This is a genomic window from Helicobacter bilis ATCC 51630 (assembly GCF_000686565.1).
Classification (GTDB): domain Bacteria; phylum Campylobacterota; class Campylobacteria; order Campylobacterales; family Helicobacteraceae; genus Helicobacter_A; species Helicobacter_A bilis.
Window position 1 is genome coordinate 39,715 of sequence record NZ_JMKW01000006.1, and the last position, 25,927, is coordinate 65,641.

Genomic DNA, 25,927 nt, shown 5'->3' on the forward strand with positions numbered 1-25,927 from the left:
TTTCACATTCATTATTAAGGGGATTTTCATGGATAAAGCAATTACTAAACGATTAGAAACTCTAGATTCTATACTGCTTAGACTACGCACTTCGATTAAGAAAAATGGCTTAAAAAACTCAAAACAAAGAGAAGAAATTATAGGTGTTCTCTACAAAAGTGGTACACATTTAAGCCCTGAAGAAATTGCCAATCAATTACGCATTAAAGATAAGAATACAAGCATTTCATCTGTGTATAGAATCTTAAGTTTCTTAGAAAAAGAGCATTTTATCACAGCACTTGAAGCAGATAAAACGGGTAGAAGATATGAGATTGCTGCTAAAGCCCATCATGACCATATTATTTGTTTGCAATGCGGAGAGATTATTGAATTTGTAGATTCTGATATTGAGAGATTGCAAGTTGATATTGCAGAGAAGTTTGGCACACAGCTTATAAGCCATGACATGAGACTTTTTGTGATTTGTGCTAAATGTAAAAATGCCTAGCTAAATGCAAAAAATCTTGCATACAATCACACTTTATCTATTACGAAAAAGCGTATTTGAACGCATTATCCTTTTATGTTTGTTTGTAGTGTCTTGTGTTACTTTGCTTAGCTATATCGAATATGATGAATGGGTGCTTACACAACGCAAACAAGTGGATATTACAACTATGCAAAGCAATATAGCCTTACTTTTTAAAGATTATGAGATTACGAGCAAATGTAAGAATGCGATTTGTTCCAATAAAGAATTAAAACAAAGGCGAATGCAAACTACACTGCCCTATACAACAAATCACTACACTTTATTTTTTACTTGTAAGGCAATGCTATGCTATGAATTTATACACGCCCTTGAAGCGTTGCCTACACTTTTTATACATGAGATTTCATTGTCAAATGCGACAATACGAAATCTCGATTCTATGCCTTATGGGTGGAATATGGGAGTTAGGATACAAGATAGCAAGAGTCTAGAATCTACAAATGCAGAGAATCTAGATTCTATACATTTTGCACCCCAAAGCCCTGCACCCGCCCAAGTGGTTGGGAATCTAGATTCCATAAATGATATACCATTCACACAGGATATAAAAATCGTATTTTCTGTTGGGACATATCAAATATGATAACTTTAAAAACCTTTTCTAAAAGATTTATTGCAATCTCTGTTTGCATAGCTTTTCTTTTTATTGTGTTTAAAGATAGATTCTTTATTACACCAACAGATGATATAGAATCTAAACTTTATTTTATACAACAGCAAAAAGATATTCCACACAAAGATTTTTCTTTTATAATCGATTTTTTAAGACCGAAAGAAGATAAGGCTTTACCCATTGAGTCATTATCACAGGAACATAAAGAGCCACAAGCACCACTAAAACTCTATGCCATACTTAATAATAAAGCCTTAATTAATGAAGAATGGATTAGCCTTTATAGCACAATTAACTACAATGACAAAATCTATATTTTAGAAAAAATTACTAAACATGGAATCTTTTTATATAACAAAGATGATAGCAATGATAGATTTTATCTTGAGATTTTTACCACACCAAAAGAGCTTTTTTTGGATATACGATAGTTAATGAATATTTTTGGTTGTTAAAAGTTAGCACAATCTTTTATGCAATAAGCCATAGTGTTTTAATATAGTCGCATTTCTATTTGCCATAATTTTTAATTCTTTGCGTGTATTTTTGTAATTAGGATAGAATCTTTCTACTTCTTGCCAAAAGAGTTTAGAGTGATTTGGGTGTCTAATATGTGCCAACTCATGCACCACAAGATAACGCAGCAATCTCTCATCGCACAGCACATTGCGATAATCAATCTTTATTTGAGCCTTACTATTGCATTGCCCAAGATATGACTTTGCGAAACTAATTATTAGCTTTGTGTAGTTTAGCTGCATTTTCAAAGCGTATTCATCTAATATTTCTTTTGATTTTGCATATAATCTTTGACATAAAGATTCTATAGTGCAATCTTTTGCTAAACATTGTGTCCCAAATACTACAAGTGAGTTTGGATACTCGTTTAGATATTGCGTCGCTAAGTCATTATTTGTATTGAATCTTGTTTGCTGTTTTAATAAAAATGTATTCATTTTAGCATGATTTTCTTTTATATATTGTTCTGCAATTTGTAGTGTATTTTTTGTGCGATATGGAAAATGAAAAATAAAAAAGCCCTCCACATTACACACAATCCGCCATCTCTTAATGCGTTTGCTTGTCTTAATCTCAAACCAAAACCCCATAAATTCTTGCAACAATTATCCTTTTTTTCTGCTAAAATAACGGCGATATAGTAGCAAATCAACTTAAAGGTGTCAAATGCGCGTTTTATTAATCAAAGATGTAGCAAATCTAGGCAAAGCTGGGGAAATAAAAGAAGTAAAAGATGGATATGCCAATAACTTTCTCATTGCTAAAGGACTTGCAAAACATGCCACAAATGAAGTTATCAATAAATACAAAGCAGAGCAGAAAAAACAAGCAGAACTAGAAGCATTACAGATTGCAGAAGCAAAGCAAATGCAACAAGCACTAGAAAAAATCGAGCTTACAATCTCAAAAAAAGTCGGCTCAAACAATCATCTCTTTGGATCACTCACAAAAGATGAAATCTCAAGTGAATTGCAAACCCAGCACAGAATCTCAATCGATAAAAAAGCCTTTGAGATTCCACAGATAAAAACTCTTGGCAAATTTCAAGCGGTTGTAAAACTTGGTCATGGACTACAAGCTAAGTTAAATTTAAATGTGACTGCAGAATAAGGGTTTATAATATCAGTAACTCATCGCATTTTACTACAACTCATGCCCCACATATTAGGCAAACAAATCCCACTAGATATATGACTACCTACGAAGTGATTGCGAAGCACCCCCACCTTACTTAATGATCTACTCGACAGAAAAAATATTATAGAAACACACTTATAACGAAGTATAAAGTCTAAAACAAGGGCTTATACATTTAACGACAAATGAGAAGTAAAACAACGAGTTTTCTAATTTTTCTAGTATTAAACAGATCCTTTAATCTAATTTAACACATGCAATTCTCACCCTTTTGGGAGAGACTTTATAAGAAGTGGTATTAACGATTATATTTCTTTCTAAATCGCTCTACGCGACCCGTTGTATCGGCAATCTTATCACTGCCAGTATAGAATGGATGACAAAAGCTTGATATATCAATGCGTAATTCAGACTTTGTGCTTAGCACCTCAATTTCTTTACCGCTTGTTACACAGGTTACTTTGCAAGGAACATATTTAGGGTGAATGTCTTTTTTCATGGTAGTTTATCTCCAAACAAATATTAAAATAAAGCTTAGGATTATAGCCAAAATAATCTTAAATACAGCTTGTAAATTTAAATTAATCATATTTTTGGTATAATTATCTACTCTAAAATAAAAAAAGCAAGGAATACTTCATGACTCAAACAACAGACATTGATTTTGAAACACATGTGGAAAAAGTGAAAGATATTATCAAGCAATTAAACGACAACACGCTGAATCTAAAAGATGGTATGAAGCTATACAAAGATGCACAAACACATATCAATATGGCAAACAAAATGCTGGAAGAAGCAGAGTTTGAATTAAAAAATGCCCTAGAACAACAATAATATTTCATTGATTTAAGCATTTGCAAAATCAAGTTAAACTTAGATTCTAAAGATAAACTATCACAATCAGTATAAAGAATAATCAAATCCAGCGTTTGTTATGCTAAGTAAAATAAAACATAGCGAGCACTAGATTCTAAAAAGGAGATATTTTTGTCTTCTCAAGGACTTATACGACAAATTAGAATTTTTATTATACAAGCTTATTGTAGCTTGTATAAGCAAGATGCATGAATTTATACAATGTGCCCTAAAAAGTTCCCAATGGTGTGGTTAAACATCGAGATTCCAGAAAAAATATTGCCTACTAAAATCCATAGCAACCCAACAACAGATGGTTGGCAGCATAAAATGCTTATACCATATCCTAATATGAAAGCTTAGCAAATGCCATCAATCCATGGTTGGCAGCACCAGCACCATGTGCGAATACATAGCCACCGCCGACATCAAATCCTAAGAATGAACCCTCATCGCTGTTTCTATTTTGTCTGTATGCTTTCCATAAACCAACAGCACTAATCTCTGTGTAAGTCCCACCACCAGCTAAAACTTGTGCTTCAAAAAGTCGGTGATTCATTTTACCAAATAGATACAATGTCCAAGTGCCACCTTGACCTATACCAGCACCATTGAGAAACTTACCATAGAATCTTGTCCTATCATTAAGTGAGAAAACCCTGCCTTGCTCGTTTGCTAAAACTGCCCTTGCACCACCACCAAAGCTAATAGAATAGATTTCATATTGTTTGCCTGCCTTGTTTGTGCCATAGCGGACATATTTTACCTCTTCATCTGCATATATAAAACCTAAGAAATTGTCGGCTGCAGCGTTATTGTTTGCCATGTCGCCATATTGAAACATTAGATTTGCACTTGTGATTGAATGCCAATTTGGATTAAATTTGTATGTATATTTCGCAGAAGCTCCAATCTGAAAAACAGGGTTAAAGCCCATTTTTGTCGTGCCATTTGGTGCTTTTGTATTGATTAATAGATAAGGTGATAAAAAGATTCCTTTTTTACTATAATCTGCACCAAATAAGAACACTTCACCACCAATCTTTGCCTTACCACTATCAAAATACGGATTCAGCATAGCAAGATCAGAGCCTATCCTACCGGGCAAATAGCCATTGTCAAGAAATGAGTTAATATAATGCGCCCAAACTTTATATGCGGAAGTGTTGCCACTAGGATTCCACTGCACACTTACACCTTGCAGATGTCCATTTACAAACGCACTGCTACGCACGATTGTTGAGCCTGTATCGATATTATATCGACCAGCTACAACCTTTAATCCATTCTTTTTATACACCATGTAGATATCTGCGACATCACCATTTGAAGTATAAGGCAAAAGATTGTTATCTATGGGGAAAATGCTTAACACATTCCAAATGCCAGCCGCACCCATACCTACATTCCAATTTTCATTTAAACCAAAGTCAGCTTTTACATAAGCGTTTAAACCAAGGTTATTGAAATTACTTGAGCCATTTTTTGGCGCACTATACCCAAAGAAACCAGCACTAAGCCTACCATGCGTCGTTAAATCTATCTTGCTTGCCATTAACCCTTGTGCTGCACCAAGCGATATTGCACATGTTAGCAGTCCTTTTTTCATCATGTTATTCATGTCTTTCTCCTTACTTTCAAATATCAAATCTTACGCTTTAAGCGATTTATAATGTAGCACATAATATCTAAAAATTATGCAAGTCGTAATTCTACACTATTTTTTGCAGTTTGTATAGAAAAATTACCGATAGTATCCATCTTACATCTCCGTAAGACACTAGAGATTGGTTGTCTGCTAAATAAAATCATTTTAGCTAATAGGAATGATTTAACGGAAGTTAATAATGCAAATAAGCTTACTGCATGTGGATTTTAATATTGAATGATAACTTTGCAAATATAATGTATGCGGGTATTATACACAATGTTTAATCATGTCGCTGATGGCAATAATGTATCACACGCCAACACTTACTAATAACACCATAAAGTCTTTCAATGAATAATGCTGTAATAATGGATTTTGAAAGGTTATTATGTATATTTACATATTTGTATATCGGCTTAACTTTGTATCACTTAATGTTGATATGTATGTAGCCATTAAAGTATAAAGCCCCAATTAATTAACTTAAATCTAACACCAAGAAACAAAAAAACAAATAATACATCTGACACTCACAACATTGTTTAAGACTCACTAAAAGGTTGAAACACGTGTAAACAATATGGAGTTATAAAGCAATGCAAGATTATTAAATGTGTTATATGGGTTATGTTGATGCCTTGTAGGAACTGAAATAGGGAGGGATTGTAAGATTGATTAAAGACTGCATAAAACTATACATGGCCTATATGAATATAATGAAAATTACCGATAACCACTTAAAGCCTTTCTTCTTTAAACGCATTAGAATTATACTAAAACCTAAATATGTTTTTAATATCACTAGAATCACTCACACCTTACGATAGCTTAGGGCTTCTAAAATATGCTCTTTTTGTATATTATTAGAATCTTGCATATCAGCAAGTGTTCTAGCGACTTTTCTTATCTTTTGTTCGCCCCGATAGCTTAGATTAAACCTTGCTTTTGCTTGGTCTAAAAGATTCTTGCACTCTAGGCTAAGTGGGCAGTATTGCTCCACTTGCAAAGGCGATAGCTTACCATTAAAGATAATATTTCCCTTTGTATCCATTTGCCCTCGCTCAACTTGGCGTTTAAATACGCTAAAGACAATTTTTTGCATATCTTTAGATTCTATAACGCTAGTTTGTTTTGGTGTATCTATATGCTCTTGCATTTGTATATAAAGGTCTATTCTGTCTAAAAATGGCTCACTTAGATTATTTCGATAGCTTCTAATTTCAGAATCCTTGCATCGACACTCTTTTGTGGGTGAGAGTAGATTCCCACAAGGGCAAGGGTTCATCGCACCGATAAAGAGAAATGAAGTATCATATATCACTTTTGAATGCACCCTTGAGATAGCCAACTGATTATTCTCAAGTGGCTCTCGCAAAGATTCTAAAATATCTCGCTTGAAATAGGGCAATTCATCAAAAAATATAATGCCATTATGTGCTAGGGCGATCTCGCCCGGATTTACCTTAAGGTGCGTCGCACTGCCTAGAATACTAGCTTTTGATGCGCTTTGATGGGGCGATCGAAAACTCCTTATGGGCTTATAGCATAGTGTTTGTTCGTTATATGCTTGCAATTTTACACTCTCTATCATCTCTTTTAGACTAAGTGGCGGGAGAATGTATTGCATACGCTTTGCAATCATACTTTTACCACAGCCCGGACTCCCTTCAAACAAGATATTATGGAATCCACATGCAGCAATTAATGCCGCTTTGACCGCTCTTTCCTGACTTTTCACATCAGCAAAATCTAGCTCAAAAGAGGTGTCATAATAAAATGGCATATCATTAATCTTAAAGGATTTAAACTCAAAATCGCTGCTTGTGTCTGCTTGTGCTATATTCCCCCTTAGAATCTCAAGAGCCTCTAATATATCATTAGCAAAATACATAGACAGATTTGGAATCTTGCTATAAAGCGCCCTTGCCTCACTTGGTAAAATAACCTTTGCGTTTGGCTTTTGCAGGGAAATATCAAGCAGCATAGGATAGATTAAGGGCACATTTTTTATCACACCAGATAGCCCTAACTCACCAAAGGCAAACCATGAATCAAGCACAATACTCTCTTTACTCGCAGCTATCAAAAGTGCGATAGGTAAGTCAAAATGGCTGCCATTTTTTGGTAAATCTGAAGGTGAGAGATTGATGGTTAGCTTTAGCGGTGGAAAATCCATGGAAAGATTAGCAAGTGCGCTTGTAACGCGGTGTTGAGATTCCTTAATAGAGCTTGAAGCAAGCCCTGTGATATTAAAGGTAGGTAATCCACGCGTAAAAGTCGCCTCAACTTCAATGATTTTAGAATTTAGTCCATCTTGTGTCGCACAATATATTCTATTTACCATGTTTTTCTTACCACTATTTTTGAAACAATGTTTGGATTATAGCATAAGTCCTATGAAAAGAGAGATGATTTGTAACGCAAAGTCGTCTCAATAGTCTTTTATGTAAGACCGACACAGCTTATCAGCCCAATATGACTTTATACTTAATCTTTCATATCATTTTCAGAGTCAAACATAAATTCGTGTTTTCTACGCACGATATATTTAAAAAATTTATACTCACACAAAAAGAAGTGTCAATCTTATTCCGCATTAAAATCAAATAATTACTAGAAATTTTATTTTATTTTAAGTTTATTGCGGTATAATCTCACTTTGTTTTTATGCGGAAGTGGCGAAATTGGCAGACGCACTAGACTTAGGATCTAGCGCCGCAAGGCATGGAGGTTCGATTCCTCTCTTCCGCACCATTTTACATTTTTTTGTAAAATATCGTTTTTTATGTTATAATTCTTCACTCTCATTTGTTTTGCGGGAATAGCTCAGTGGTAGAGCACAACCTTGCCAAGGTTGGGGCCGCGGGTTCGATCCCCGTTTCCCGCTCCATTTTTGTTAATTTTTTTGTAAGGATAAGATGATGAAAAAAAGGGTTGTTAGTTGCTTCTTTATTAGCTGGTTCGTTGTTGATTAGTGGTTGTGCTGCACCATATCCTATGGGTTCTTTATATACAGGCGTAAAACAAGGTGTTGGTGGTGATAGTGCTAAGTATTCTAAAGAGGGCACAGCTACATGCACAAGCATTTTAAGTCTTGTGGCTTTGGGTGATTGTTCTGTGGAGGCTGCCGCTAAAGCTGGTGGTATCACTGATATCAAGCTTATAGATCAAGAGGCTAAAAATTATCTTGGTCTGTATGGTCAATACACCACTATCGTAAAGGGTAACTAATATACCCCTTTATTATTTGAAAGTATGACTGGAGGGTCTATGATGGCTTTTTGTCATCATAGACTTGTTTGCCCAGGTGGTGGAAATGGTAGACACAAGGGACTTAAAATCCCTCGGACCTAGTCCGTACCGGTTCGAGTCCGGTCTTGGGCACCACTTTTGTATGTATGAGATAATCGGCGACATAGCCAAGTGGTAAGGCATGAGCCTGCAAAGCTTTGATTCCTCGGTTCGAATCCGAGTGTCGCCTCCATAAAAAGTGTTTGCTATGTTTTAGAATATGCGGGAGATGGCTGAGTGGTCGAAAGCGGCGGTCTTGAAAACCGTTGAGGGTCACACCTCCGGGGGTTCGAATCCCTCTCTCCCGGCCATTTTTTGTTAGATATTAATAAACTCATTTAACTGCGATACTTTATGATTCTAGCTATCCCTTCTCCATTTTTTTCATGATTTAGCAGTTTTCTTGTAAATAATTAATAACAAATATTTGAATATATTGTGTCTGCATTCGCACACAAGAAATTCCAAAAAGACTTGACTATACAATAATACTACTCACTTATATGCTATCATTAAAAGTATGCAATAAATCATAAAAGGATAAAGAATGGAATTACATGGTAAGCTTGTAAGATTCTTAGATAAAGGCATTGAGTTTCTGGGAATCTTATGTGAGAATGATACAATGGTTATGCCGCTTGATATAAGCAATAATATGAACGATTTTATCGTGCATTATGACAGCTTCAAGCAATATCTAAATAAGCCAAATCCACTCATACCACTTAGCGATATAACGCTACTCGCACCTATTAAAACGCCAATGCAAGATGTTATCTGTCTTGGCATTAATTACATGGAACATGCAGTAGAATCTATGCGTTTTAAGAATGAAGCATTCGATGGCAAACGCGAAGAGGCAGTCTATTTTAGCAAACGCATTAATGAATGCAACGCACCAAATGGTGATTTTTTCATCACAAATAATACAAGTCAGCTAGATTATGAAGTCGAACTTGTGGTAATCATCGGCAAGGATTGTCGCCATGCAACAAGAGAAAATGCACTCGATTTTGTATTTGGATACACGATAGGCAATGATATTTCAGCAAGGGATTTGCAGCAAAAGCATAAGCAATGGTATGCAGGTAAAAGTCTAGAGGGTGCGTTCCCTATGGGTCCATGTATTGTTTTGCGTGATGATTTGGATATTACAAACCTTGATATTAAAAGTTATGTGAATGGTGAGTTGCGGCAAAATAGCAATACTTCTAAGCTAATTTTTGATGTGCCACATGTCATTGCTGAATTATCCTCATATTTTACACTAAAGGTGGGTAGTATCATATCTATGGGGACTCCAAGTGGCGTTGGCATGGGATTTACACCACCTAAGTTTTTAAAAGCAGGTGATGAAGTCGTATGTGAAATACAAGGTATTGGGACTTTGAAAACAAATATTAAGAAATAGAGTTAAGATTTCATAAAAACATCAAGAGAAAACGCTGTCCATACCACATGGATCTTAAATAAAACCATGTGATGTTTATTCTTGATGCTTGTTTTAACATGTTTCACAAATATTAAGAGCAGTTAAACTAGTAATTGGTGTTATAATTTTAGATTCTCTAGACACCTCGATTTGCAAGTCATAATAATTAATAAAATTTAATTTCGACATTTAGAAATGTTCATCTTTTTTAAACAAATAAAACACATAGCTTTAGAATCTAAATTATCAAAAATAGCCTTTTTCATGTTAAAATAATAGTTTGCATTTAGAATTTTAAAAACATGGCACACATATAAAGGAATATAATGGAGCTTGATAGGATTGCAAAGCTTGCCACAGAGATGATTGCAGATATTAATAGCGATGAAGCGCTTACTTTGTATAAGCATTTAGAAAGCGGGAAAATGCTTCGATCTAAGCTTGTGTTAAGCGTTGTTGATAGCGATGAGGCATATCGGCTTTGTGCGATTATTGAGCTTATACAAAGTGCGTCATTATTGCATGATGATGTGATAGATTCGAGTGATTTAAGGCGTGGGAAGCCTAGCCTTAACGCACAATTTGGCAATAAAAATGCGATTATGTTAGGAGACATTCTCTATTCTCGTGCGTTTTTTGAACTCTCACATTTTCCAAAAAGCATAGCACAATCGCTATCAAAAAGCGTTGTAGAATTAAGCGTTGGTGAGCTAGAAGATGTGAATCTAGAACAAAGCTTTAATGAATATGAAGAAAAATATCTTAGCATGATAGGACATAAAAGTGCGAGTTTGATTGCTGCAAGTGCCGAATGTGCGGCGTTGCTAAAGAGTGAAGTGGAATTGCTAAATTCTAAAAATATGGAATCTAGTGGAGAAAATGCGAGGGGATTGGAATTTGCTACAAATTGTCATATTGAGCGTAGCGAAATATCTAGTATGGAATCTAAAAAAGATTTTTCGCCTATGGCTCAAAATGACAAGAAACTAGATTCTAGTGGGAATATGGATAAAGACCCTGCGGAAGTATCTTTGAGTGATTTTTCTAAAGAAACTTCGTTTTGTGGCTCTCAAGGGGGAGGTGAAGGGAGTTACCTAAAGGTAAGTGAGCGAGCCGACACCACAAAATCTGTAAAAAGTATCAAAACAAGGCAAAGCTGCAGTTTCTTTAGTAAAGAGACAACGCAAAATCTAGATTCTAACAAAGATATACACAAACTCTACTATGATTATGGTTTTAATCTTGGCATGGCATTTCAAATCATAGATGATATTTTAGACATTACACAAGATAGCACAAAGCTTGGCAAACCTGCTTTAAGCGACTTTAAATCAGGTAAGACAACACTTCCTTATATCTACCTTTATCATGCACTCCCAAAAGAAAAAAAAGCGTGGTTAAAATCACTCTTTAAACAAGACTTAAACGCAAAAGACGCACAAGAACTAAAAGATTTGCTACTAGATTCCCCATTGCAGAAAGCACGAGAGAAGGCATTGGAGTATGGCAACAAGGCATTACATATCGCTTCTATGCTGAATAATCAAAAACTCTATGCCATTATACAAGCTATGATTGAGCGAGATTTTTAATGAAAGGGATATGATGTATGCGGTTATAAGCTTTTCGCATAAAAATGTGGGTGTGGCTTTGCGAGAGAAGTTGCACTTTGATGATACTGATACCATTACGCTACTTAAACAACTAAATAATATCGATGGTATCCTAGAATCTATGCTGCTTGCGACTTGCAATAGATGTGAAATCTATGTGTATTTGCAAGGTATAGCAACAAAAGATTCTAAAGATCTCATTGTAACACAAAATGAGATTAAGACTACAGAATCTAATCATTACCATTTAAGACATGATAAAGCACTTCATGCAACTTCTTGTCAAGATAAAGCTATTTTAGAAAGTAATGGCAATCGGGATTCTAACTATCACGCTCTAACAATCTGCCATGAAATTATCGCAAAACTTGCAAATTTTAAGGGCATTGATAGGGATATTTTGCAGGATAACGCACATATTGCATTGCAAAGCCATGCGGTGCATCATGTATTCAGTGTAGCAAGCTCTCTTATGTCGGTAGTTATTGGTGAGACGCAGATTAGCGGACAGATGAAAGCCGCATATAAACTAAGCTATGATAACAATCTATGTGCGAAAGCACTCACAAGGCTACTGCATTTTGCCTTTCGATGTGCTGCACAAGTGAGAACGCTTACAGATATTTCTAAAAATCCCGTATCAGTTGCTTCAATCGCTGTGAATCTTGGACTTGAATATTTAGACAATACGCTTAAAAATGCAAAGATTCTAGTTGTAGGTGTTGGTGAAATGGGGCTTTTATGTCTTAAGAATCTAGCAAAACATAATGTAAATCTCACACTTTGTAATCGCACAAAAATAAAGGCGCAAGAGTTGCTACAAACACATAATTTAGAACATGTTTCTTTGCTTGATTTTACCCTATTGCAAACACATATAAATGAGTATGATGTTATCTTGTTTGCGGTGGCAGGTGGTGTGATTGTAACGCATGAAATGCTAGAAAAAGTGGAGAAAAAACGCATATTTTTTGATCTCTCAATGCCTAGAAATCTCTCATTTGACACTGCTAAATTGCAGGCTTTAGGCTATGATAATATAGAAGTGATTGATGTGGATAGTTTAAAAAGCAAAGCAGCTACACACATTAACGCAAGAAAAGAGAGCGCAAAAATGGCGATGGGTATAGTCGGGCAGTTTGTGCTTGATTTTGAGCATTGGCTATCTGGGCTTGGCGTAAATCCTGTAATTAAGGCGATGAGAGAACAAGCAAAACTTGCAAGTTATAAAGAGATTAATCGTGCGATTAAAAAAGGCTTTATCCCAGAAGCTTTGAGAGAGAATGTTGAGAAATTATTGCATAGCACATTTAATGAGTTTCTGCACACTCCAACAATGAAAATCAAAGCAATGGCAGATGATGAGAAGGCGGATTCCATGCTAGAGGCAATAGCAAATGTATTTGGCGCACAAGATAGAATCTTATTAAACCGTTATAAATGTGAATATGACATAACAAAGCAATAGACTTGCTATTGATGGAAACTTATTTAGTTTGTATTGCTTGTATGAAATCTCGCGGCTTTACATCTTCATGCTAATAGTCTTAATTTAAAGATATGAAAAATAATGCTTATAGCCTTTGATAAAGATAACACAAAATAAAGATATAAAAATCTTTAAAAACTAGATTCTAACTCATTCTTAGAATAAATTTAATTAAAGTCAAATGCCCCTTCCTCGCCTTTACTCATGCTTTCATAAGTAGCACTTACATATTGCTCTCGTATCGTGCAATCAAAAAGCATGCTGCATGTAAAGCATGAGTTTATATTCTTACTGCTTTGGCATTGTGTTAATGCCGCAAGGGCTTTGTTGTAGTTTTCTAAAAAAATATCTTCATTGATTGTATTTTGTGTTTCGCTAAAAAAGTTCATTCTTAAATCCTGTGTTTAGAATCTTATAGTCATTCTGGAAAATTAAGTGTTGGTCCCGTGCTAGATTCGCTGTCTTCTTCACTCTCTTCTTTATTACAAATACTTGCAAATGCTACTTTATCCTTATTCCCAAGACTAACGATTTTTACACCGCTTGTATTGCGTCCTGCTTCCCTTATAGATTCTAAAGGCACGCGTATCATTTTACCTGAAGTGGTTAGCACCATTAAATCCATATTAGAATCATTCACACTTAAAACACTCACAAGTTTGCCCGTTTTATTTGTAAGCTTCATAGCAATGACACCTTTTCCACCACGATTAATCGTGCTATAACTCCCCGCTAATGTCTGCTTACCAATGCCTAATTCACTAATGCTTAATAGCTTATCTTCATCGCCTTTAATCGTTGTCGCCGCGATAACGCTATCATTTGCTACTTTAAATTTAATGCCAATAACGCCCCTAGCAACCCTGCCAATATCGCGTATAGAATCTGCGGCAAAGCGGATACACTGCCCCTCTTTTGTAGCAATGAAAAGCTCTTTCACACTAGAATCTATAATGCTAGCACTGATGAGTTCATCATCTTCATCAAGATTTATTGCCCTTACACCATTATTGCGGATATTTTTATATTCGCTTAAATTTGTGCGTTTTACAATGCCATTTTTTGTGAAGAATACAAGCGATTTATCTTCATTAAAATCACTTGTAGTAATGGTCGTCATAATCTTTTCACCATCTTGTAAGCCTATGAGATTTACCACTGCTTTACCGATTGCAGTTCTGCCTGCTTCTGGGATTCTATACACTTTTAGCCAGTAAAGCTGTCCGCGATTTGTGATAAACATAATGGTATCATGCGTATTTGCTACAAAGAAAGATTGTATAAAGTCATCATCATGCGTATTGCCGCTGATTTTGCCTTTACCACCACGATGCTGTTTTTCATAAGTTTTTAGCAAGACTCGCTTCACATAGCCCCTATGACTCATGGTTACAACGACTGCTTCATTTGGGATTAAGTCCTCTATATCAATAGCATCATAATTTTCTTCAATAAGCGTTCTTCTAGGGCTTGAGAATTGCTTCTGCACTTCTAGCAACTCTTCTTTAATCACGCCATTAATCTTATCTTCACTTCTTAGAATAGATTCTAATTCAGCGATAAGGGCTACAAGCTCCCTGTATTCATTCTCTATCTTATCTCGCTCTAGTCCTGTTAAGCGTTGCAATCGCATTTCTAGTATTGCTTTACTCTGAATCTCTGTAAGGCTAAAGCGACTCATAAGCTCACTTTGTGCTTTTTCTGGATTCTCACTTGCACGGATAAGGGCTACAATCTCATCGATATTTTCAAGGGCGATTCTATATCCCTCTAAAATATGCACTCTAGCCCTTGCTTTCTCTAGCTCAAATATAATGCGGCGGATAACTATCGTTTTTCTATGAGAGATAAAAATATCAAGCAATTCTAAAAGTGTAAATATCTTTGGTTCTCTGCCCTCAATAGCAAGTAGTATAATCCCAAAAGTAGTCTCCATAGCACTGGATTTATAGAGATGATTTAGCACGATTTCACTCATAGCTTCCCGTTTTAGCTCGATAACTAGTCTCATACCATCTTTATCGGACTCATCTCTCACTTCAGCTATACCTTCTACCACTTTATCCTTTGCTAATGTGTCAATTTGCTCAAAAAGCCTTGCTTTATTCACTTGATATGGAATCTCATCGACTACGATAACATCTTTTGTTTTAGTTTTTTCTACATGCACTTTTGCTCGAATCTTAATCCTACCGCGTCCTGTCTTGTAGGCTTCAATAATGCCCTGCCTACCATGTATAATGCCGCCTGTTGGAAAGTCTGGTCCCTCGATTAAGGGCAGTATATCTTCAATCTCGCTTTGTGGATTATTGATTCTATAAATTAGGGCATCGACTACTTCATCAAGTCTATGTGGTGGGATAGAAGTCGCCATACCTACAGCGATACCATTAGAGCCATTTACAAGCAAATTTGGGAATCTAGTCGGCAGTATCGCTGGTTCTTTTTCAGAGCCATCATAGTTTGGGACAAAATCTACCGTGTCTTTTTCTATATCAAATAGCATGCTTTCGCCGACTTTTGTCATCTTTGCTTCAGTATAACGCATAGCAGCGGCTTTATCGCCATCAATAGACCCAAAGTTACCTTGTCCATCGACTAACTCTAAACGCATAGAAAAATCTTGTGCCATTCTCACAAGTGCATCATAAATTGCGGTATCACCATGCGGGTGATAGTTACCCATTACTTCCCCCACAATCTTAGCGCACTTTTTATATTTCGCATTACTTGTAAGTCCTAGATTATGCTTCATCGCATAAAGTATTCGTCTATGCACAGGCTTTAATCCATCTCTTGCATTAGGCAAAGCTCTACCGACAATAACACTCATAGAATAGTCAAGATAACTCTCTTTTATAGAATCATCAATGCGAACAGGTTTAATTATCGTATTGTCTAGTAAATTATCCATATATTTGCTCCTTTAAAAGCTGTAATTGTATCAATTTCTTGCTTAATATCCTATGAAATTCAAAATCTATATGATGAGATTCTATATGATAAAAATAGCTTGTTTTAATACGAACTCTTTTTATACATCAATCCCATAGAATCTAAAATTCTTGTCATATTTGCAAGTGTGGGCAAGAGCTTTGCTCGTGCGAGTGCGTAAGCACGAAATATCTTTTTTTGGATTCCATACTAGATGTTTCGCTACGCTCAACATGACAACTTATTGTAGGATCTTAAATCCTACATAACACATTTAAAATACGCTATCCTAACCCAGCAGATTCTACAAAATATATCTAGCTAAATCCACATTTTCTACTAAATCTTTAAGCTTTTCTTCTACAAGAGATTCTGTAATAACCACTTCCTGCCCCTTATAATCTTCCGCACAAAAGCTAATATCTTCTAGCACTCTCTCAATTGTAGTATGCAGTCTTCTAGCCCCGATATCTTCAGTCTTTTCATTTGCATGAAAGGATAATCTGCTTAATGCCCTTAATGCAGAATCTTCAAATTTCAAGGTAATGCCCTCGACTGATAGCAATGCCTCATATTGCCTTATAATTGAGTTTTTTGTCTGTGTTAGAATCTGATAGAGTGCTTCTTCATCAAGCACTTGCAATTCCACACGCAATGGGAATCTCCCCTGCAATTCTGGGATAAGATCGCTTGGCTTACTAAAATGAAATGCCCCTGCAGCGATAAATAGAATATGATCGGTTTTAATCTGTCCATAGCGAGTTTGCACCACACTGCCTTCAACAATGGGTAATAAATCCCTTTGCACGCCCTCTTTACTCGGGTCTTGTTTGCTAGAATCTTTTGAGGCAACTGCGATTTTATCAATCTCATCGATAAAAATTATACCGCTTTGCTCCGCAAGTTTCAATGCATCAGTTTTAATCATATCAGAATCTAGCACAGCATTTTGTGCCTCTGGGCGTAACAGCTCTTTTGCTTCCTTAATTGTGATTTCTTTTTTGATTTTATCGCCTTTCATGTTTAAGGCTTTGATTAAAGATTCTTGCACTTTTATAATTTCTGCTGGCAGGTTTTCATCAATCTTTTCTTCTTGCTTGGCAATCTCAATCATTATTTTTGTATCATCCATTGCCCCACTTTTTACACGCTCTTTCATTTTCTCAAAGCTTATATCATATTCTTGCTTTTTCTGCTCGGTAACACCTGCTGGCAAGGGCGGTAATAGCTTTTGTGTGATTCTATTAAGGATATAGTCATCTATTTTATCAGCAGAATCTTCTTTTTGCTTACTTTGCAATAGATTTACACTTGCATTGACCAAATCTCTTACCATAGATTCTACATCACGACCAACAAAGCCCACTTCAGTATATTTACTTGCTTCAACTTTCACAAACGGCAGCCCCATAAGCTTTGCCATACGCCTTGCAATCTCTGTTTTACCCACACCAGTAGAGCCAATCATAAGGATATTTTTCGGCGTTACCTCATCTTGCATTTCTTTTGGTAATTGTAGTCTTCTATATCTATTTCTAAGGGCTATGGCGACTGCCTTTTTTGCGTCCTTTTGTCCGATAATGTAGCCATCAAGATAGGATACAATCTCTCGTGGCGTTTGTGTGATAATTAATTCGTTCATTCTGTAATCTCCAATAATTTAATATTTGTATTTGTATAAATGCAAATCTCTCCAGCAATTTTTAAGGATTCTAAAACTAGATCTTTTGGTGCTATATCGCTAAATTTATCTAAAGCCCTAGCCGCACTTAAAGCATAGTTTCCACCACTGCCAATGGCTGCTATCTTGCCATCTTCTGGCTCTACGACATCACCTGTGCCACTTAGCACATAAATATGTGTAGCATTTAGGACTATCATCATGGCTTCAAGTCTTCTTAGATATTTATCTTTACGCCATTCTTTGCTAAACTCCATTACAGATTTTAATAAATCGCCCTTTTTACCCTCCAAGATTCTCTCAAACATATCAAAAAGGCTAAAGGCATCAGCTGTGCTTCCAGCAAAACCACTTAGAATCTTGCCATTATAAAGAGAGCGGATTTTTGTCGCATTGCCTTTCATCACGCAGTTACCAAAGCTCACCTGCCCATCTCCGCCAATCACACCATAGGGCTTACCATCTTTTTGTCCAACATACCCTAAAATCGTTGTCGCATGAAACATATCTTTCCTTTATGCTTTCTAAAAATAAAACAAATATTATACTATAAGCGATTAAATTCTTTATTCCTAACTCAACTACTCAAAGCTAATAGGTTTATACTCAATCTTTAGAATCTCAAATTCAGTCTCACCTGCTGGTAGATTTATAATCACCTCATCACCCTCTTCTTTACCTATCAATTCTTTTGCTAATGGTGAGTTAAAGGATATAAGCCCTTTTGAAGGATTACTTTCAGTTGTGCCTACAATCGTATAGACGACTTCCTTATCTGTATTAAGATTAAGAATAGTTATAGTGCTACCAAAGCTCACTTTATCATGCGGCAGGGTTGATGGGTCAATGACTTGTGCGTTTGATAGCATTTTACTTAGTTCATTAATCTTAAATTCAATAAATGCTTGTTTTTCTTTTGCAGCATGATATTCGGCATTTTCTTTCAAATCTCCATGAGAGCGGGCTATATCTATTTCTTGGGCTACTTTTGGTCTTTGCACTTCTTTTAAGTCTTTTAATTCTTGTGTTAGTTTATTAAATCCATATTTACTCATTGGTTCTGTCATGTTTATTGCCTTTTTCAAAAAATAAAAAGCATAATTATACAAAAAAATAGATAGAAAAAATGTTTTTATATTAAAATTAACCTTTTAGATTAATGGAGTATTTATGGCAGCAAAAGAGATTCTATATCATAATAATAAGTTTCATATCGCCTATAACATGATAGATAATAACGCAGAAAAATATATCATATTTCTACATGGCTGGGGAAGTAATAAGGAGCTTATGGCATTAGCATTTAATAAAGTTTTTTGTAACTACAATCATCTTTATATTGATTTGCCCGGATTTGGTGCAAGTCCTAATGAAGTCTTTTTAACTACACAAGATTATGCAAATATTATTTCACTCTTTCTACAAGCATGCAATATTGCTAAAGAAAATCGCATAATCGCTGGACACAGCTTTGGCGGTAAGATAGCCTTATTGCTAGATTCTGAAATTATTTTGCTTAGTAGTGCTGGAATCTTACTGCCAAAACCACTCAAAGTAAGATTTAAAATAGCAACCGCAAAGGTGCTAAAAAAGCTGCCTTTAAATATAAACGCCCTAAGGGCAGATGATGCAAAAGAGCTAAGTCCTATAATGTATGAAGTCTTTAAGCAAGTCGTGCAGGAAGACTACGCCCCGTATTATAAGGCTTTCAAACACAAGGCTACAATCTTTTGGGGTAAAGACGATAGTGCTACACCATTAAGTGCGTTTCACATAATTTGCTCTCTCATGCCACAAGCAAAAACACATGTTTTAGATGGTGATCACTACTTTTTTTTAAAACAAGGTGAATTGATTGATACTTTATATCATAGCTAGATTCTAAATGATTGAGCGTTTTAGAATCTTAAGATAGAAGCATTTGCATATCTTTAGATTTTACAACTCACATATAAAAAGGATTTCTTTGCTTTTATATATACACATTCCATTTTGTGATTCTAAATGTGGGTATTGTGCATTTTTCTCACAAGTCAATAAAGAGAATATGATTACGCCATATTTTCAAGCATTACTAAAGGATATAAAGCACACATTAAAGCATTTTAGCGTAAAAAAGATTACAAGCATTTTTGTTGGCGGTGGCACACCAAACTTTGTAGATTCTAAACATTATAGAGAGATATTTACGCTTTTAACGCCCTTATGTGCGAGTGATTGTGAGATTACTTTTGAGATGAATCCAAACTTAATTACACACTCTTGGCTTAGTGAGATAAAGGGGCTTGGGTCGAATCGATTAAGCATTGGGGTGCAAAGCTTCTATGATGATAAACTGCAAATGCTTGAGCGAGTGCATAGCTATGATGATATTTGTAGGGCGTTTGACATTGCTTATAAGCATATTGAAAATATCAGCCTTGATTTAATCTATGATTGCAAACTTGATACAAACAAACGCATAGAATATGAGTTAGAATCTGCCCTAAAACTGCCTATTAGCCATCTTTCTGCATATAGTTTAAGCATAGATTCTAACTCTCGTTTTGGCGATAGAAAGGCTTATTCCCTGCAATCTAGGGAGAGTTTTGGTGTGCTTGTGCGTGATTTTTTACAAAAAAAAGGTTTTAGGCAATATGAAGTATCAAATTTTTCATATAAAAATAAATGCAGGCATAATTTAGGCTATTGGCAAGGAAAATCTTATCTTGGCGTTGGAGCGAGTTCTGTTGGTAGAGTAGATTCTGTGCGTTATTTTGCTACCCCAAACTTAGAGCAATATATCACTAATCCACTTCAAAGAAAAGAAGAAGCATTAAGTCAAAATGATCTCGATTTTGAGTCTATTTTCATGGGTTTTAGAAGTGAAATCGGTGTAGAAAAAAGTCTGCTAAATCAAGCAAAGCTAAAATATGTGATTGAGAGTAATTTATGCTATGAGGCAAATAATAGAATCTATGCGAATGATTTTTTCCTTGCAGATTCCATTGCGTTATATCTTACTTGATTTTTCACATTTTGAGAGTGAATGAGATTTGTTTTTGCTATAATTCTTTGGTATTTTTGATGGGTAGGTTATCATGGGTTTAAAGTCTGATTTGTGGATTAAAGAGATGAGTAAAAAGGGTATGATTGAGCCATTTTGTGAAAAGCAAGTGGGGCAAAATATCGTAAGTTATGGGCTATCAAGCTATGGATATGACATTCGCGTGGGTAGTGAATTTATGATTTTTACAAATATCGGTGCGACTTTGGTTGATCCTAAAAGCTTTGATGAACGCAATGTTGTAGAAGTCGATGCAAGTGAAAAGGGCTACTGCCTTGTGCCGCCAAACTCTTTTGCCCTTGCACGCACGATAGAATACTTTAGAATGCCACGCAATGTGCTTGCTATCTGTCTTGGCAAAAGCACTTATGCAAGGTGTGGGATAATTGTGAATGTTACGCCTTTTGAGCCAGAGTTTGAGGGGCATATCACTATTGAGATTTCAAATACAACGCCACTTCCAGCAAAGATTTATGCCAATGAAGGCATAGCCCAAGTATTATTTTTAGAGGGCGATTCGCCTTGCGAGATAAGCTATAAAGACAAAAAAGGCAAATATCAAGGACAAAAGGGCATTACACTACCTAAGGTTTTACATAATAAAGATTCATAGATACAACTATAGGATTTTTTAACACAGATTCTATAATTCTTGATTTTATCCCTTGTAATGCCATACAAAATTTATTTAGAATCTCTATTACATTAACGACAAACATGAGACATAATTTAAATGTGTAAATATTTTACACATTTAAATATATTTCCTAAAAACTGCCGATTTTGCGAGATAAAATAACACACTTTTGCTATATTTCTTTGTGTGAAATTTTAAAGTAGGAGATAATAGTGCAAAGGATTTATTTAGACAACAATGCCACGACAATGCTAGACCCTAGCATTAAGGCATTGATGGAGCCTTATTTTTGCGAAAAGTTTGGGAATCCAAATAGTTTGCATAAATACGGCACAGAAACGCACCCAGCGATTGCTGAAGCAATAGAGAAGCTATACAAGGGCATTGATGCGGACGATAATGATGATGTTATCATCACTTCTTGTGCGACAGAGTCAAATAACTGGGTGATTAAAGGTGTGTATTTTGATGAGATTGTGAAAAAGGGCAAGAAGCATATTGTTACCACAGAGGTGGAGCACCCCGCAGTTAGGGCAACTTGTAGCTTTTTAGAATCTTTAGGTGTTGAGGTTACCTATCTGCCTATTAACGCACAAGGCACAATCACCACAGAGCAAGTACGTGAAGCCTTGCGGGAAGATACCGCACTTGTTAGCATAATGTGGGCGAATAATGAGACCGGGCTTATTTTCCCTATTGAAGAAATCGGTGCATTATGCAGGCAAAAAGGTGTGCTTTTCCATACTGACGCGGTGCAGGCTATCGGCAAGATTCCAGTCAGTGTGAAAAAGGCAAATGTGGATTTTCTAAGCTTTTCAGCGCATAAGTTTCACGGACCAAAGGGCGTTGGTGGGCTTTACATTAGGAAGGGTGTGGAGCTAACCCCGCTTTTACACGGCGGAGAGCATATGCGGGGCAGACGCTCTGGCACACTCAATGTGCCTTATATCATCGGTATGGGCGAGGCGATGAAGCTTACCACAGACTACCTAGACTTTGAGCTTACACAAGTTAGAAAGCTTAGAGATAGATTAGAAGATGCTCTTTTGGGGATTCCCGATGTGTTTGTTGTTGGCACAAGGGAAAATCGTGTGCCAAACACGACACTCATCAGTGTGCGAGGCATTGAGGGCGAGGCTATGCTGTGGGATTTAAACAAGGCTGGGATTGCCGCATCAACGGGCAGTGCGTGTGCGAGTGAAGACTTAGAGGCAAATCCTGTAATGGTAGCCATTGGAGCGGATAAGGAGTTAGCCCATACAGCTATTAGAATCTCTTTAAGCAGATTTACTACAAGTGAAGAGATTGATTATACGATTGAAGTGTTTAAGAAGGCGGTGGGGAGGCTTAGAGCTATCTCTAGTAGCTATGAAAGCTAATTGCGTTTGTATCTTTGGTTTGGCAATTCAGCTTTTTGCGATAAATGCGGGAGCGGCGAAAAATTTCTGCGGTCATTACCCTTTAAGGTAACTCCCTTGAAATTTTTCTTGCAGCCCACATTTCTCATCAAAAATCCTAGAATTGCCGGAATCTAGGTTTGCGTTGAGTGGTTTTATTTTGCCTTGCATTTGAAAACCACGATTTTATCTCAAAGATACTTTCGCAATGTGTTTTGATGTGCTAGATTCTAAATAATTGTCATATTGAGCGAAGCGAAATATCTAATATGAAATCTAAAAAGATTGTTTGCCTACAGCTCAAAATGGCAAGATTTCAAAAGCTTCTAAGCTTATAGTATTAATTGCTATATGCTTTATTTGTTTGTATAGAATCTTGTTGTCTTAGTCTTATCAAGCAAGATTATTACAACAAATTTAAGAGATTCTAATTTTAAAGGGACTGATATGAAAAGAGTAGTAATATTTTTAAGTTTAGCTATATTTAGCTATGCTGATGTAGCAAGCGATGCGATAATGTGTGATTATGGTGAGAGTTGTTTAAAGAGATATGACACACTTTTAACAAAGCTTTGTAATAGTGGAAATAAAGAAGTATGCAACACTCTATCTAAACTTTTATAGAATACATGATTCAAGCAATGGCGACTACTACGCATGTAAAGCAGGTGTTAGCGAAATGTGTGATGGTGATGAATCTACAGATTCAAATAAAAGTAGTGAAACAAAAGATTCTATAAATGATTCCATAAGCAATTCTACAAATAACGAAATCAACACAGAAAAAGAAGCACAATCTTGTATAACAGAAGAAGAGAGAATGCAGGGCTGTGTGTATAAAGAAATATATAATTATAATGGTAGTTACGAGTTAATCCCATATAAAAATGGTAAAAAGGAGGGTGAAGCAAAAAGCTACTATGCTAGTGGAAATATAATGGGAGAACGAACTTATAAAAATGATAAACAGGAGGGTGTTGCAAAATGGTATTACGAAAATGGTAAATTGTGATTTGAAACTACATTTAAAAATGGTAAGCAGGAGAGCATTTCAAAATATTATTATCCAAGCGGACAACTGCAACAAGAAACACCATACAAAAACGGCGATGTAAAAGGTGTTGTGAGGACATACCATGAAAATGGTAATCTTAGTGATGAGATTCCATATAATGGTTCCATGAATATTGATGGTATTTATAGAACATATTACGAAAGTGGTAATTTGTCGCATGAAATGCCGTATAAAAATGGAAAACGAGAGGGTCTTGCGAAATATTATTTCGAAAATGGAAATATTGAAAAAGAAATTTCATTTAAAAATGACAAACAGGAAGGCATAGAAAAATGGTATTATGAAAATGGCATGCTTGCAACAGAAACATGGAAAAATGATAAATTTCACAGAAGTTATAAACAATACTATAAAAATGGCAACATTCAATTAGTAATCACATACTCAAATAATAAAAAACAAGGTATGCAAAAATGGTATTATGAAAACGGAAAATTAGTGGCTGAGATTCCATTCTTAGATGATAAGGCAAATGGAATCATAAAATACTATACCCTTCAAAATAAACTCGTGCAAGGGAAATATGTAGCAGAACATAAACTTTTATGGCAAATCACCGCTCAAAAAGGAAAACTTGTAAATGGAAAATGTATAAGTGGTAAAAGCCCTTACAAACTCACATTTAACAAAGATTAAAAACGACATCGAAAAAGTTGAAATAGATAATTGGCACACTCTTTGTCAATAAACCTTGCAATCCATTTAGCTACTTATACAACATATATGGGAGTGGAGGCTAAAGCATAAAACAAACTCCTCACCAAACTAATTTCATAAAATCTAAGATTCATTTTTTTTGCACCCCAAACCCAATGCCTACGCAAATGAGATAGAATCTAAATCGCTACTTCTAAAAGCTGCCACATGGGTGCTACTATGCTATATGCAAGTCCTGCGATTAGGATTCCCATAATAATTGTTGCAAAAGGTTGCGAGAGTATTTGCAAAGTTTGCAGGGATTGTGTGAATCTATCTTTATAGAATCTTGCATTCAATTCTAGGGCTTTATCTAGCATTCCGCTTTGTTCCCCACTTTGTAGTAATGCGATATTTGCGATTTTTATATCAATGCTATTTAGGGCTTGACTTAGCGGTATGCCTTTGTCTAGCATAAATCTCAAGTGGGAAATTTTTTGTTGCAATACGCTATTGTGTATCAATTTTTCACACTGCACAATACTATCCATAAATGGCACTTTACTTTTTAAAAAATAATGCAACCCCAAAAAATATATATAAAGCCAATAATCAGTTACTACATGATTAATGAAAGGAATATGCAATAAGATTCTATCTCTAACTAACTTTTTATTCAAAAATATAAAACAAAAAATAATAAAAATTAGAATACAAGCAAGTATCTCAAATATATAACTTTGTAAAAAGCTAGATATTTTAAGAGTAATCTCTGTCAAAAAAGGTAAATTCGCACCCAATTCATTATAAAGAATAGCAAACTCTGGAATCACAAAAAAAGCAAGCGCAAAAAATACACATAAAAAGCTAAAAATAAGCAGTATTGGGTAAATCATAGCATTACGCAAAGCTTGTATATATGCATTTTTTTGTGATATTTCTTTCGCACATAACTCACAAGTCTCTTGCAAAAATCCACTCTTTTCACCAATGCTAAATAACGCTACCACAAGACTCCCGCAAGTATTTATATGCTTTTGCAAGGCACTAGAAAGCGTATCGCCTTTTTCTAGTGCATGAATCATAGATTGCAATAACGCCGCATTTTCCTTAAAATATAGTTCTTTTTGTATGGATTGTAAAATAGAGATTAAATGCAAACCCGAAGTGTAGCTAAACCCAAGCTGCCAAAAAATCCTTTCAAGTTCTTGTGTTTTATTACCATATCGCATAAAAAGGCTAACTTCGCTTATATTTGTAACAAGGAAATTTTTTTGCAACATTTTTTGCTTTGCTTCCTCTGTGTTTTTAGCAAAGATGTATCGCACACCTTGCGTGTTTATGCTTTGATAATTGCATTTAAAAAGTGGCATAGCTATCCTA

At 35.5% G+C, this 25,927-nt stretch carries 28 protein-coding genes and 5 tRNA genes; 21 read left to right on the top strand and 12 right to left on the bottom strand.

Going from position 1 to position 25,927, the window contains the following annotated elements; all coding sequences use genetic code 11:
• Positions 1 to 28 precede the first annotated feature (28 nt).
• From fur to T368_RS0101810, 3 genes are read left to right on the top strand one after another with little or no spacing between them, the layout of a single operon-like run.
• Positions 29 to 490 (top strand): ferric iron uptake transcriptional regulator, encoded by a 462-nt coding sequence (gene fur, locus T368_RS0101800; protein WP_004084175.1) that lies wholly within the window; start codon positions 29 to 31, stop codon positions 488 to 490.
• Positions 491 to 494: 4 nt separating this feature from the next.
• Positions 495 to 1,118 carry a hypothetical protein gene (locus T368_RS0101805; protein WP_004084174.1) on the top strand — a complete coding sequence of 208 codons (624 nt, stop codon included), beginning with the start codon at positions 495 to 497 and terminating at the stop codon, positions 1,116 to 1,118.
• Entirely contained in the window at positions 1,115 to 1,579 is a 465-nt protein-coding gene (locus tag T368_RS0101810; protein ID WP_004084173.1) for a hypothetical protein, read from the top strand. The genes T368_RS0101805 and T368_RS0101810 overlap by 4 nt, the downstream gene beginning before the upstream one ends.
• Before the next feature lie 27 nt (positions 1,580 to 1,606).
• On the opposite strand, the gene T368_RS0101815 is transcribed toward T368_RS0101810, so the two are convergent.
• Entirely contained in the window at positions 1,607 to 2,269 is a 663-nt protein-coding gene (locus T368_RS0101815; RefSeq protein WP_004084172.1) for a M48 metallopeptidase family protein, read from the bottom strand.
• 64 nt (positions 2,270 to 2,333) lie between these two features.
• Between T368_RS0101815 and rplI the strand changes: the two genes are divergently transcribed.
• Positions 2,334 to 2,777 carry a 50S ribosomal protein L9 gene (gene rplI / locus T368_RS0101820; RefSeq protein WP_004084170.1) on the top strand — a complete coding sequence of 148 codons (444 nt, stop codon included), beginning with the start codon at positions 2,334 to 2,336 and terminating at the stop codon, positions 2,775 to 2,777.
• Positions 2,778 to 3,102: 325 nt separating this feature from the next.
• Here rplI and rpmE read toward each other — a convergent pair whose 3' ends face one another.
• Positions 3,103 to 3,303 (bottom strand): 50S ribosomal protein L31, encoded by a 201-nt coding sequence (gene rpmE / locus T368_RS0101825; RefSeq protein WP_004084168.1) that lies wholly within the window; start codon positions 3,301 to 3,303, stop codon positions 3,103 to 3,105.
• 140 nt (positions 3,304 to 3,443) lie between these two features.
• Between rpmE and xseB the strand changes: the two genes are divergently transcribed.
• Positions 3,444 to 3,641: an exodeoxyribonuclease VII small subunit gene (xseB, locus tag T368_RS0101830; protein WP_004084166.1), complete on the top strand. Its 198-nt coding sequence runs from the start codon at positions 3,444 to 3,446 to the stop codon at positions 3,639 to 3,641.
• Positions 3,642 to 4,008: 367 nt separating this feature from the next.
• On the opposite strand, the gene T368_RS0101840 is transcribed toward xseB, so the two are convergent.
• Together T368_RS0101840 and T368_RS0101845 are read right to left on the bottom strand one after the other, a co-directional pair.
• On the bottom strand, positions 4,009 to 5,283 hold the full coding sequence (locus T368_RS0101840) for a hypothetical protein (protein WP_004084164.1): 1,275 nt from the start codon (positions 5,281 to 5,283) through the stop codon (positions 4,009 to 4,011).
• 841 nt (positions 5,284 to 6,124) lie between these two features.
• A complete protein-coding gene (locus T368_RS0101845) occupies positions 6,125 to 7,657 on the bottom strand; it encodes a YifB family Mg chelatase-like AAA ATPase (RefSeq protein WP_004084162.1) in 1,533 nt (510 codons plus the stop codon).
• 325 nt (positions 7,658 to 7,982) lie between these two features.
• Here T368_RS0101845 and T368_RS0101850 point away from each other — a divergent pair.
• The 9 genes from T368_RS0101850 (at position 7,983) to hemA (ending at position 13,117) form a co-directional block, all read left to right on the top strand.
• A tRNA-Leu gene (locus tag T368_RS0101850) sits at positions 7,983 to 8,067 on the top strand.
• 61 nt (positions 8,068 to 8,128) lie between these two features.
• Positions 8,129 to 8,203 (top strand) — tRNA-Gly (locus T368_RS0101855).
• A 74-nt stretch (positions 8,204 to 8,277) separates the two neighbouring features.
• Entirely contained in the window at positions 8,278 to 8,544 is a 267-nt protein-coding gene (locus tag T368_RS0101860) for a TRL-like family protein (protein ID WP_372446104.1), read from the top strand.
• Between the two features lie 70 nt (positions 8,545 to 8,614).
• Positions 8,615 to 8,700, top strand: a tRNA-Leu gene (locus T368_RS0101865).
• Between the two features lie 22 nt (positions 8,701 to 8,722).
• Positions 8,723 to 8,797 (top strand) — tRNA-Cys (locus T368_RS0101870).
• 30 nt (positions 8,798 to 8,827) lie between these two features.
• Positions 8,828 to 8,915: transfer RNA gene (locus T368_RS0101875), tRNA-Ser, on the top strand.
• Between the two features lie 236 nt (positions 8,916 to 9,151).
• Positions 9,152 to 10,015: a fumarylacetoacetate hydrolase family protein gene (locus tag T368_RS0101880; protein WP_004084158.1), complete on the top strand. Its 864-nt coding sequence runs from the start codon at positions 9,152 to 9,154 to the stop codon at positions 10,013 to 10,015.
• Between the two features lie 347 nt (positions 10,016 to 10,362).
• Positions 10,363 to 11,628: a polyprenyl synthetase family protein gene (locus T368_RS0101885; protein WP_004084156.1), complete on the top strand. Its 1,266-nt coding sequence runs from the start codon at positions 10,363 to 10,365 to the stop codon at positions 11,626 to 11,628.
• Positions 11,612 to 13,117, top strand: a complete 1,506-nt coding sequence (gene hemA, locus T368_RS0101890; RefSeq protein ID WP_230455577.1) for a glutamyl-tRNA reductase — start codon at positions 11,612 to 11,614, stop codon at positions 13,115 to 13,117. The genes T368_RS0101885 and hemA overlap by 17 nt, the downstream gene beginning before the upstream one ends.
• 188 nt (positions 13,118 to 13,305) lie before the next feature.
• Here hemA and T368_RS0101895 read toward each other — a convergent pair whose 3' ends face one another.
• From T368_RS0101895 to greA, 6 genes are all read right to left on the bottom strand, one after another.
• A complete protein-coding gene (locus tag T368_RS0101895; RefSeq protein WP_004084153.1) occupies positions 13,306 to 13,527 on the bottom strand; it encodes a hypothetical protein in 222 nt (73 codons plus the stop codon).
• Between the two features lie 29 nt (positions 13,528 to 13,556).
• Entirely contained in the window at positions 13,557 to 16,052 is a 2,496-nt protein-coding gene (gene gyrA / locus T368_RS0101900) for a DNA topoisomerase (ATP-hydrolyzing) subunit A (protein WP_004084151.1), read from the bottom strand.
• A 120-nt stretch (positions 16,053 to 16,172) separates the two neighbouring features.
• Positions 16,173 to 16,307, bottom strand: coding sequence for a hypothetical protein (locus T368_RS17035; protein WP_268902556.1), 135 nt, complete (start codon positions 16,305 to 16,307; stop codon positions 16,173 to 16,175).
• Positions 16,308 to 16,376: 69 nt separating this feature from the next.
• Positions 16,377 to 17,714, bottom strand: a complete 1,338-nt coding sequence (gene hslU / locus T368_RS0101905; RefSeq protein WP_004084150.1) for an ATP-dependent protease ATPase subunit HslU — start codon at positions 17,712 to 17,714, stop codon at positions 16,377 to 16,379.
• A complete protein-coding gene (hslV, locus tag T368_RS0101910) occupies positions 17,711 to 18,259 on the bottom strand; it encodes an ATP-dependent protease subunit HslV (protein ID WP_004084149.1) in 549 nt (182 codons plus the stop codon). The genes hslU and hslV overlap by 4 nt, the downstream gene beginning before the upstream one ends.
• Before the next feature lie 75 nt (positions 18,260 to 18,334).
• A complete protein-coding gene (gene greA, locus T368_RS0101915) occupies positions 18,335 to 18,820 on the bottom strand; it encodes a transcription elongation factor GreA (protein WP_004084148.1) in 486 nt (161 codons plus the stop codon).
• Positions 18,821 to 18,923: 103 nt separating this feature from the next.
• Between greA and T368_RS0101920 the strand changes: the two genes are divergently transcribed.
• The 4 genes from T368_RS0101920 (at position 18,924) to T368_RS0101935 (ending at position 22,815) form a co-directional block, all read left to right on the top strand.
• The gene (locus T368_RS0101920) at positions 18,924 to 19,631 is read left to right on the top strand and encodes an alpha/beta fold hydrolase (RefSeq protein WP_004084147.1); all 708 of its coding nucleotides are present in this window, start codon (positions 18,924 to 18,926) and stop codon (positions 19,629 to 19,631) included.
• Positions 19,632 to 19,719: 88 nt separating this feature from the next.
• Entirely contained in the window at positions 19,720 to 20,760 is a 1,041-nt protein-coding gene (gene hemW, locus T368_RS0101925) for a radical SAM family heme chaperone HemW (RefSeq protein ID WP_004084146.1), read from the top strand.
• Between the two features lie 73 nt (positions 20,761 to 20,833).
• A complete protein-coding gene (dcd, locus tag T368_RS0101930) occupies positions 20,834 to 21,412 on the top strand; it encodes a dCTP deaminase (protein ID WP_004084145.1) in 579 nt (192 codons plus the stop codon).
• A gap of 233 nt (positions 21,413 to 21,645) precedes the next feature.
• Complete coding sequence (locus tag T368_RS0101935; RefSeq protein WP_027338259.1) at positions 21,646 to 22,815, top strand: NifS family cysteine desulfurase; 1,170 nt, start codon at positions 21,646 to 21,648, stop codon at positions 22,813 to 22,815.
• Here T368_RS0101935 and T368_RS17040 read toward each other — a convergent pair.
• Positions 22,812 to 22,943 (bottom strand): hypothetical protein, encoded by a 132-nt coding sequence (locus tag T368_RS17040; RefSeq protein ID WP_268902555.1) that lies wholly within the window; start codon positions 22,941 to 22,943, stop codon positions 22,812 to 22,814. The two genes, T368_RS0101935 and T368_RS17040, sit on opposite strands and share 4 nt — an antisense overlap.
• Positions 22,944 to 23,280: 337 nt before the next feature.
• Here T368_RS17040 and T368_RS15275 point away from each other — a divergent pair, with 337 nt between their 5' ends.
• From T368_RS15275 to T368_RS14425, 3 genes are read left to right on the top strand one after another with little or no spacing between them, the layout of a single operon-like run.
• Positions 23,281 to 23,457, top strand: coding sequence for a hypothetical protein (locus tag T368_RS15275; RefSeq protein WP_004084142.1), 177 nt, complete (start codon positions 23,281 to 23,283; stop codon positions 23,455 to 23,457).
• Positions 23,414 to 23,845 carry a toxin-antitoxin system YwqK family antitoxin gene (locus T368_RS14420; protein WP_138160729.1) on the top strand — a complete coding sequence of 144 codons (432 nt, stop codon included), beginning with the start codon at positions 23,414 to 23,416 and terminating at the stop codon, positions 23,843 to 23,845. The genes T368_RS15275 and T368_RS14420 overlap by 44 nt, the downstream gene beginning before the upstream one ends.
• A gap of 36 nt (positions 23,846 to 23,881) precedes the next feature.
• Positions 23,882 to 24,544: a toxin-antitoxin system YwqK family antitoxin gene (locus T368_RS14425; RefSeq protein ID WP_080695785.1), complete on the top strand. Its 663-nt coding sequence runs from the start codon at positions 23,882 to 23,884 to the stop codon at positions 24,542 to 24,544.
• A 200-nt stretch (positions 24,545 to 24,744) separates the two neighbouring features.
• On the opposite strand, the gene T368_RS0101955 is transcribed toward T368_RS14425, so the two are convergent.
• Positions 24,745 to 25,917, bottom strand: a complete 1,173-nt coding sequence (locus T368_RS0101955; protein ID WP_004084137.1) for a type II secretion system F family protein — start codon at positions 25,915 to 25,917, stop codon at positions 24,745 to 24,747.
• Positions 25,918 to 25,927 lie beyond the last annotated feature (10 nt).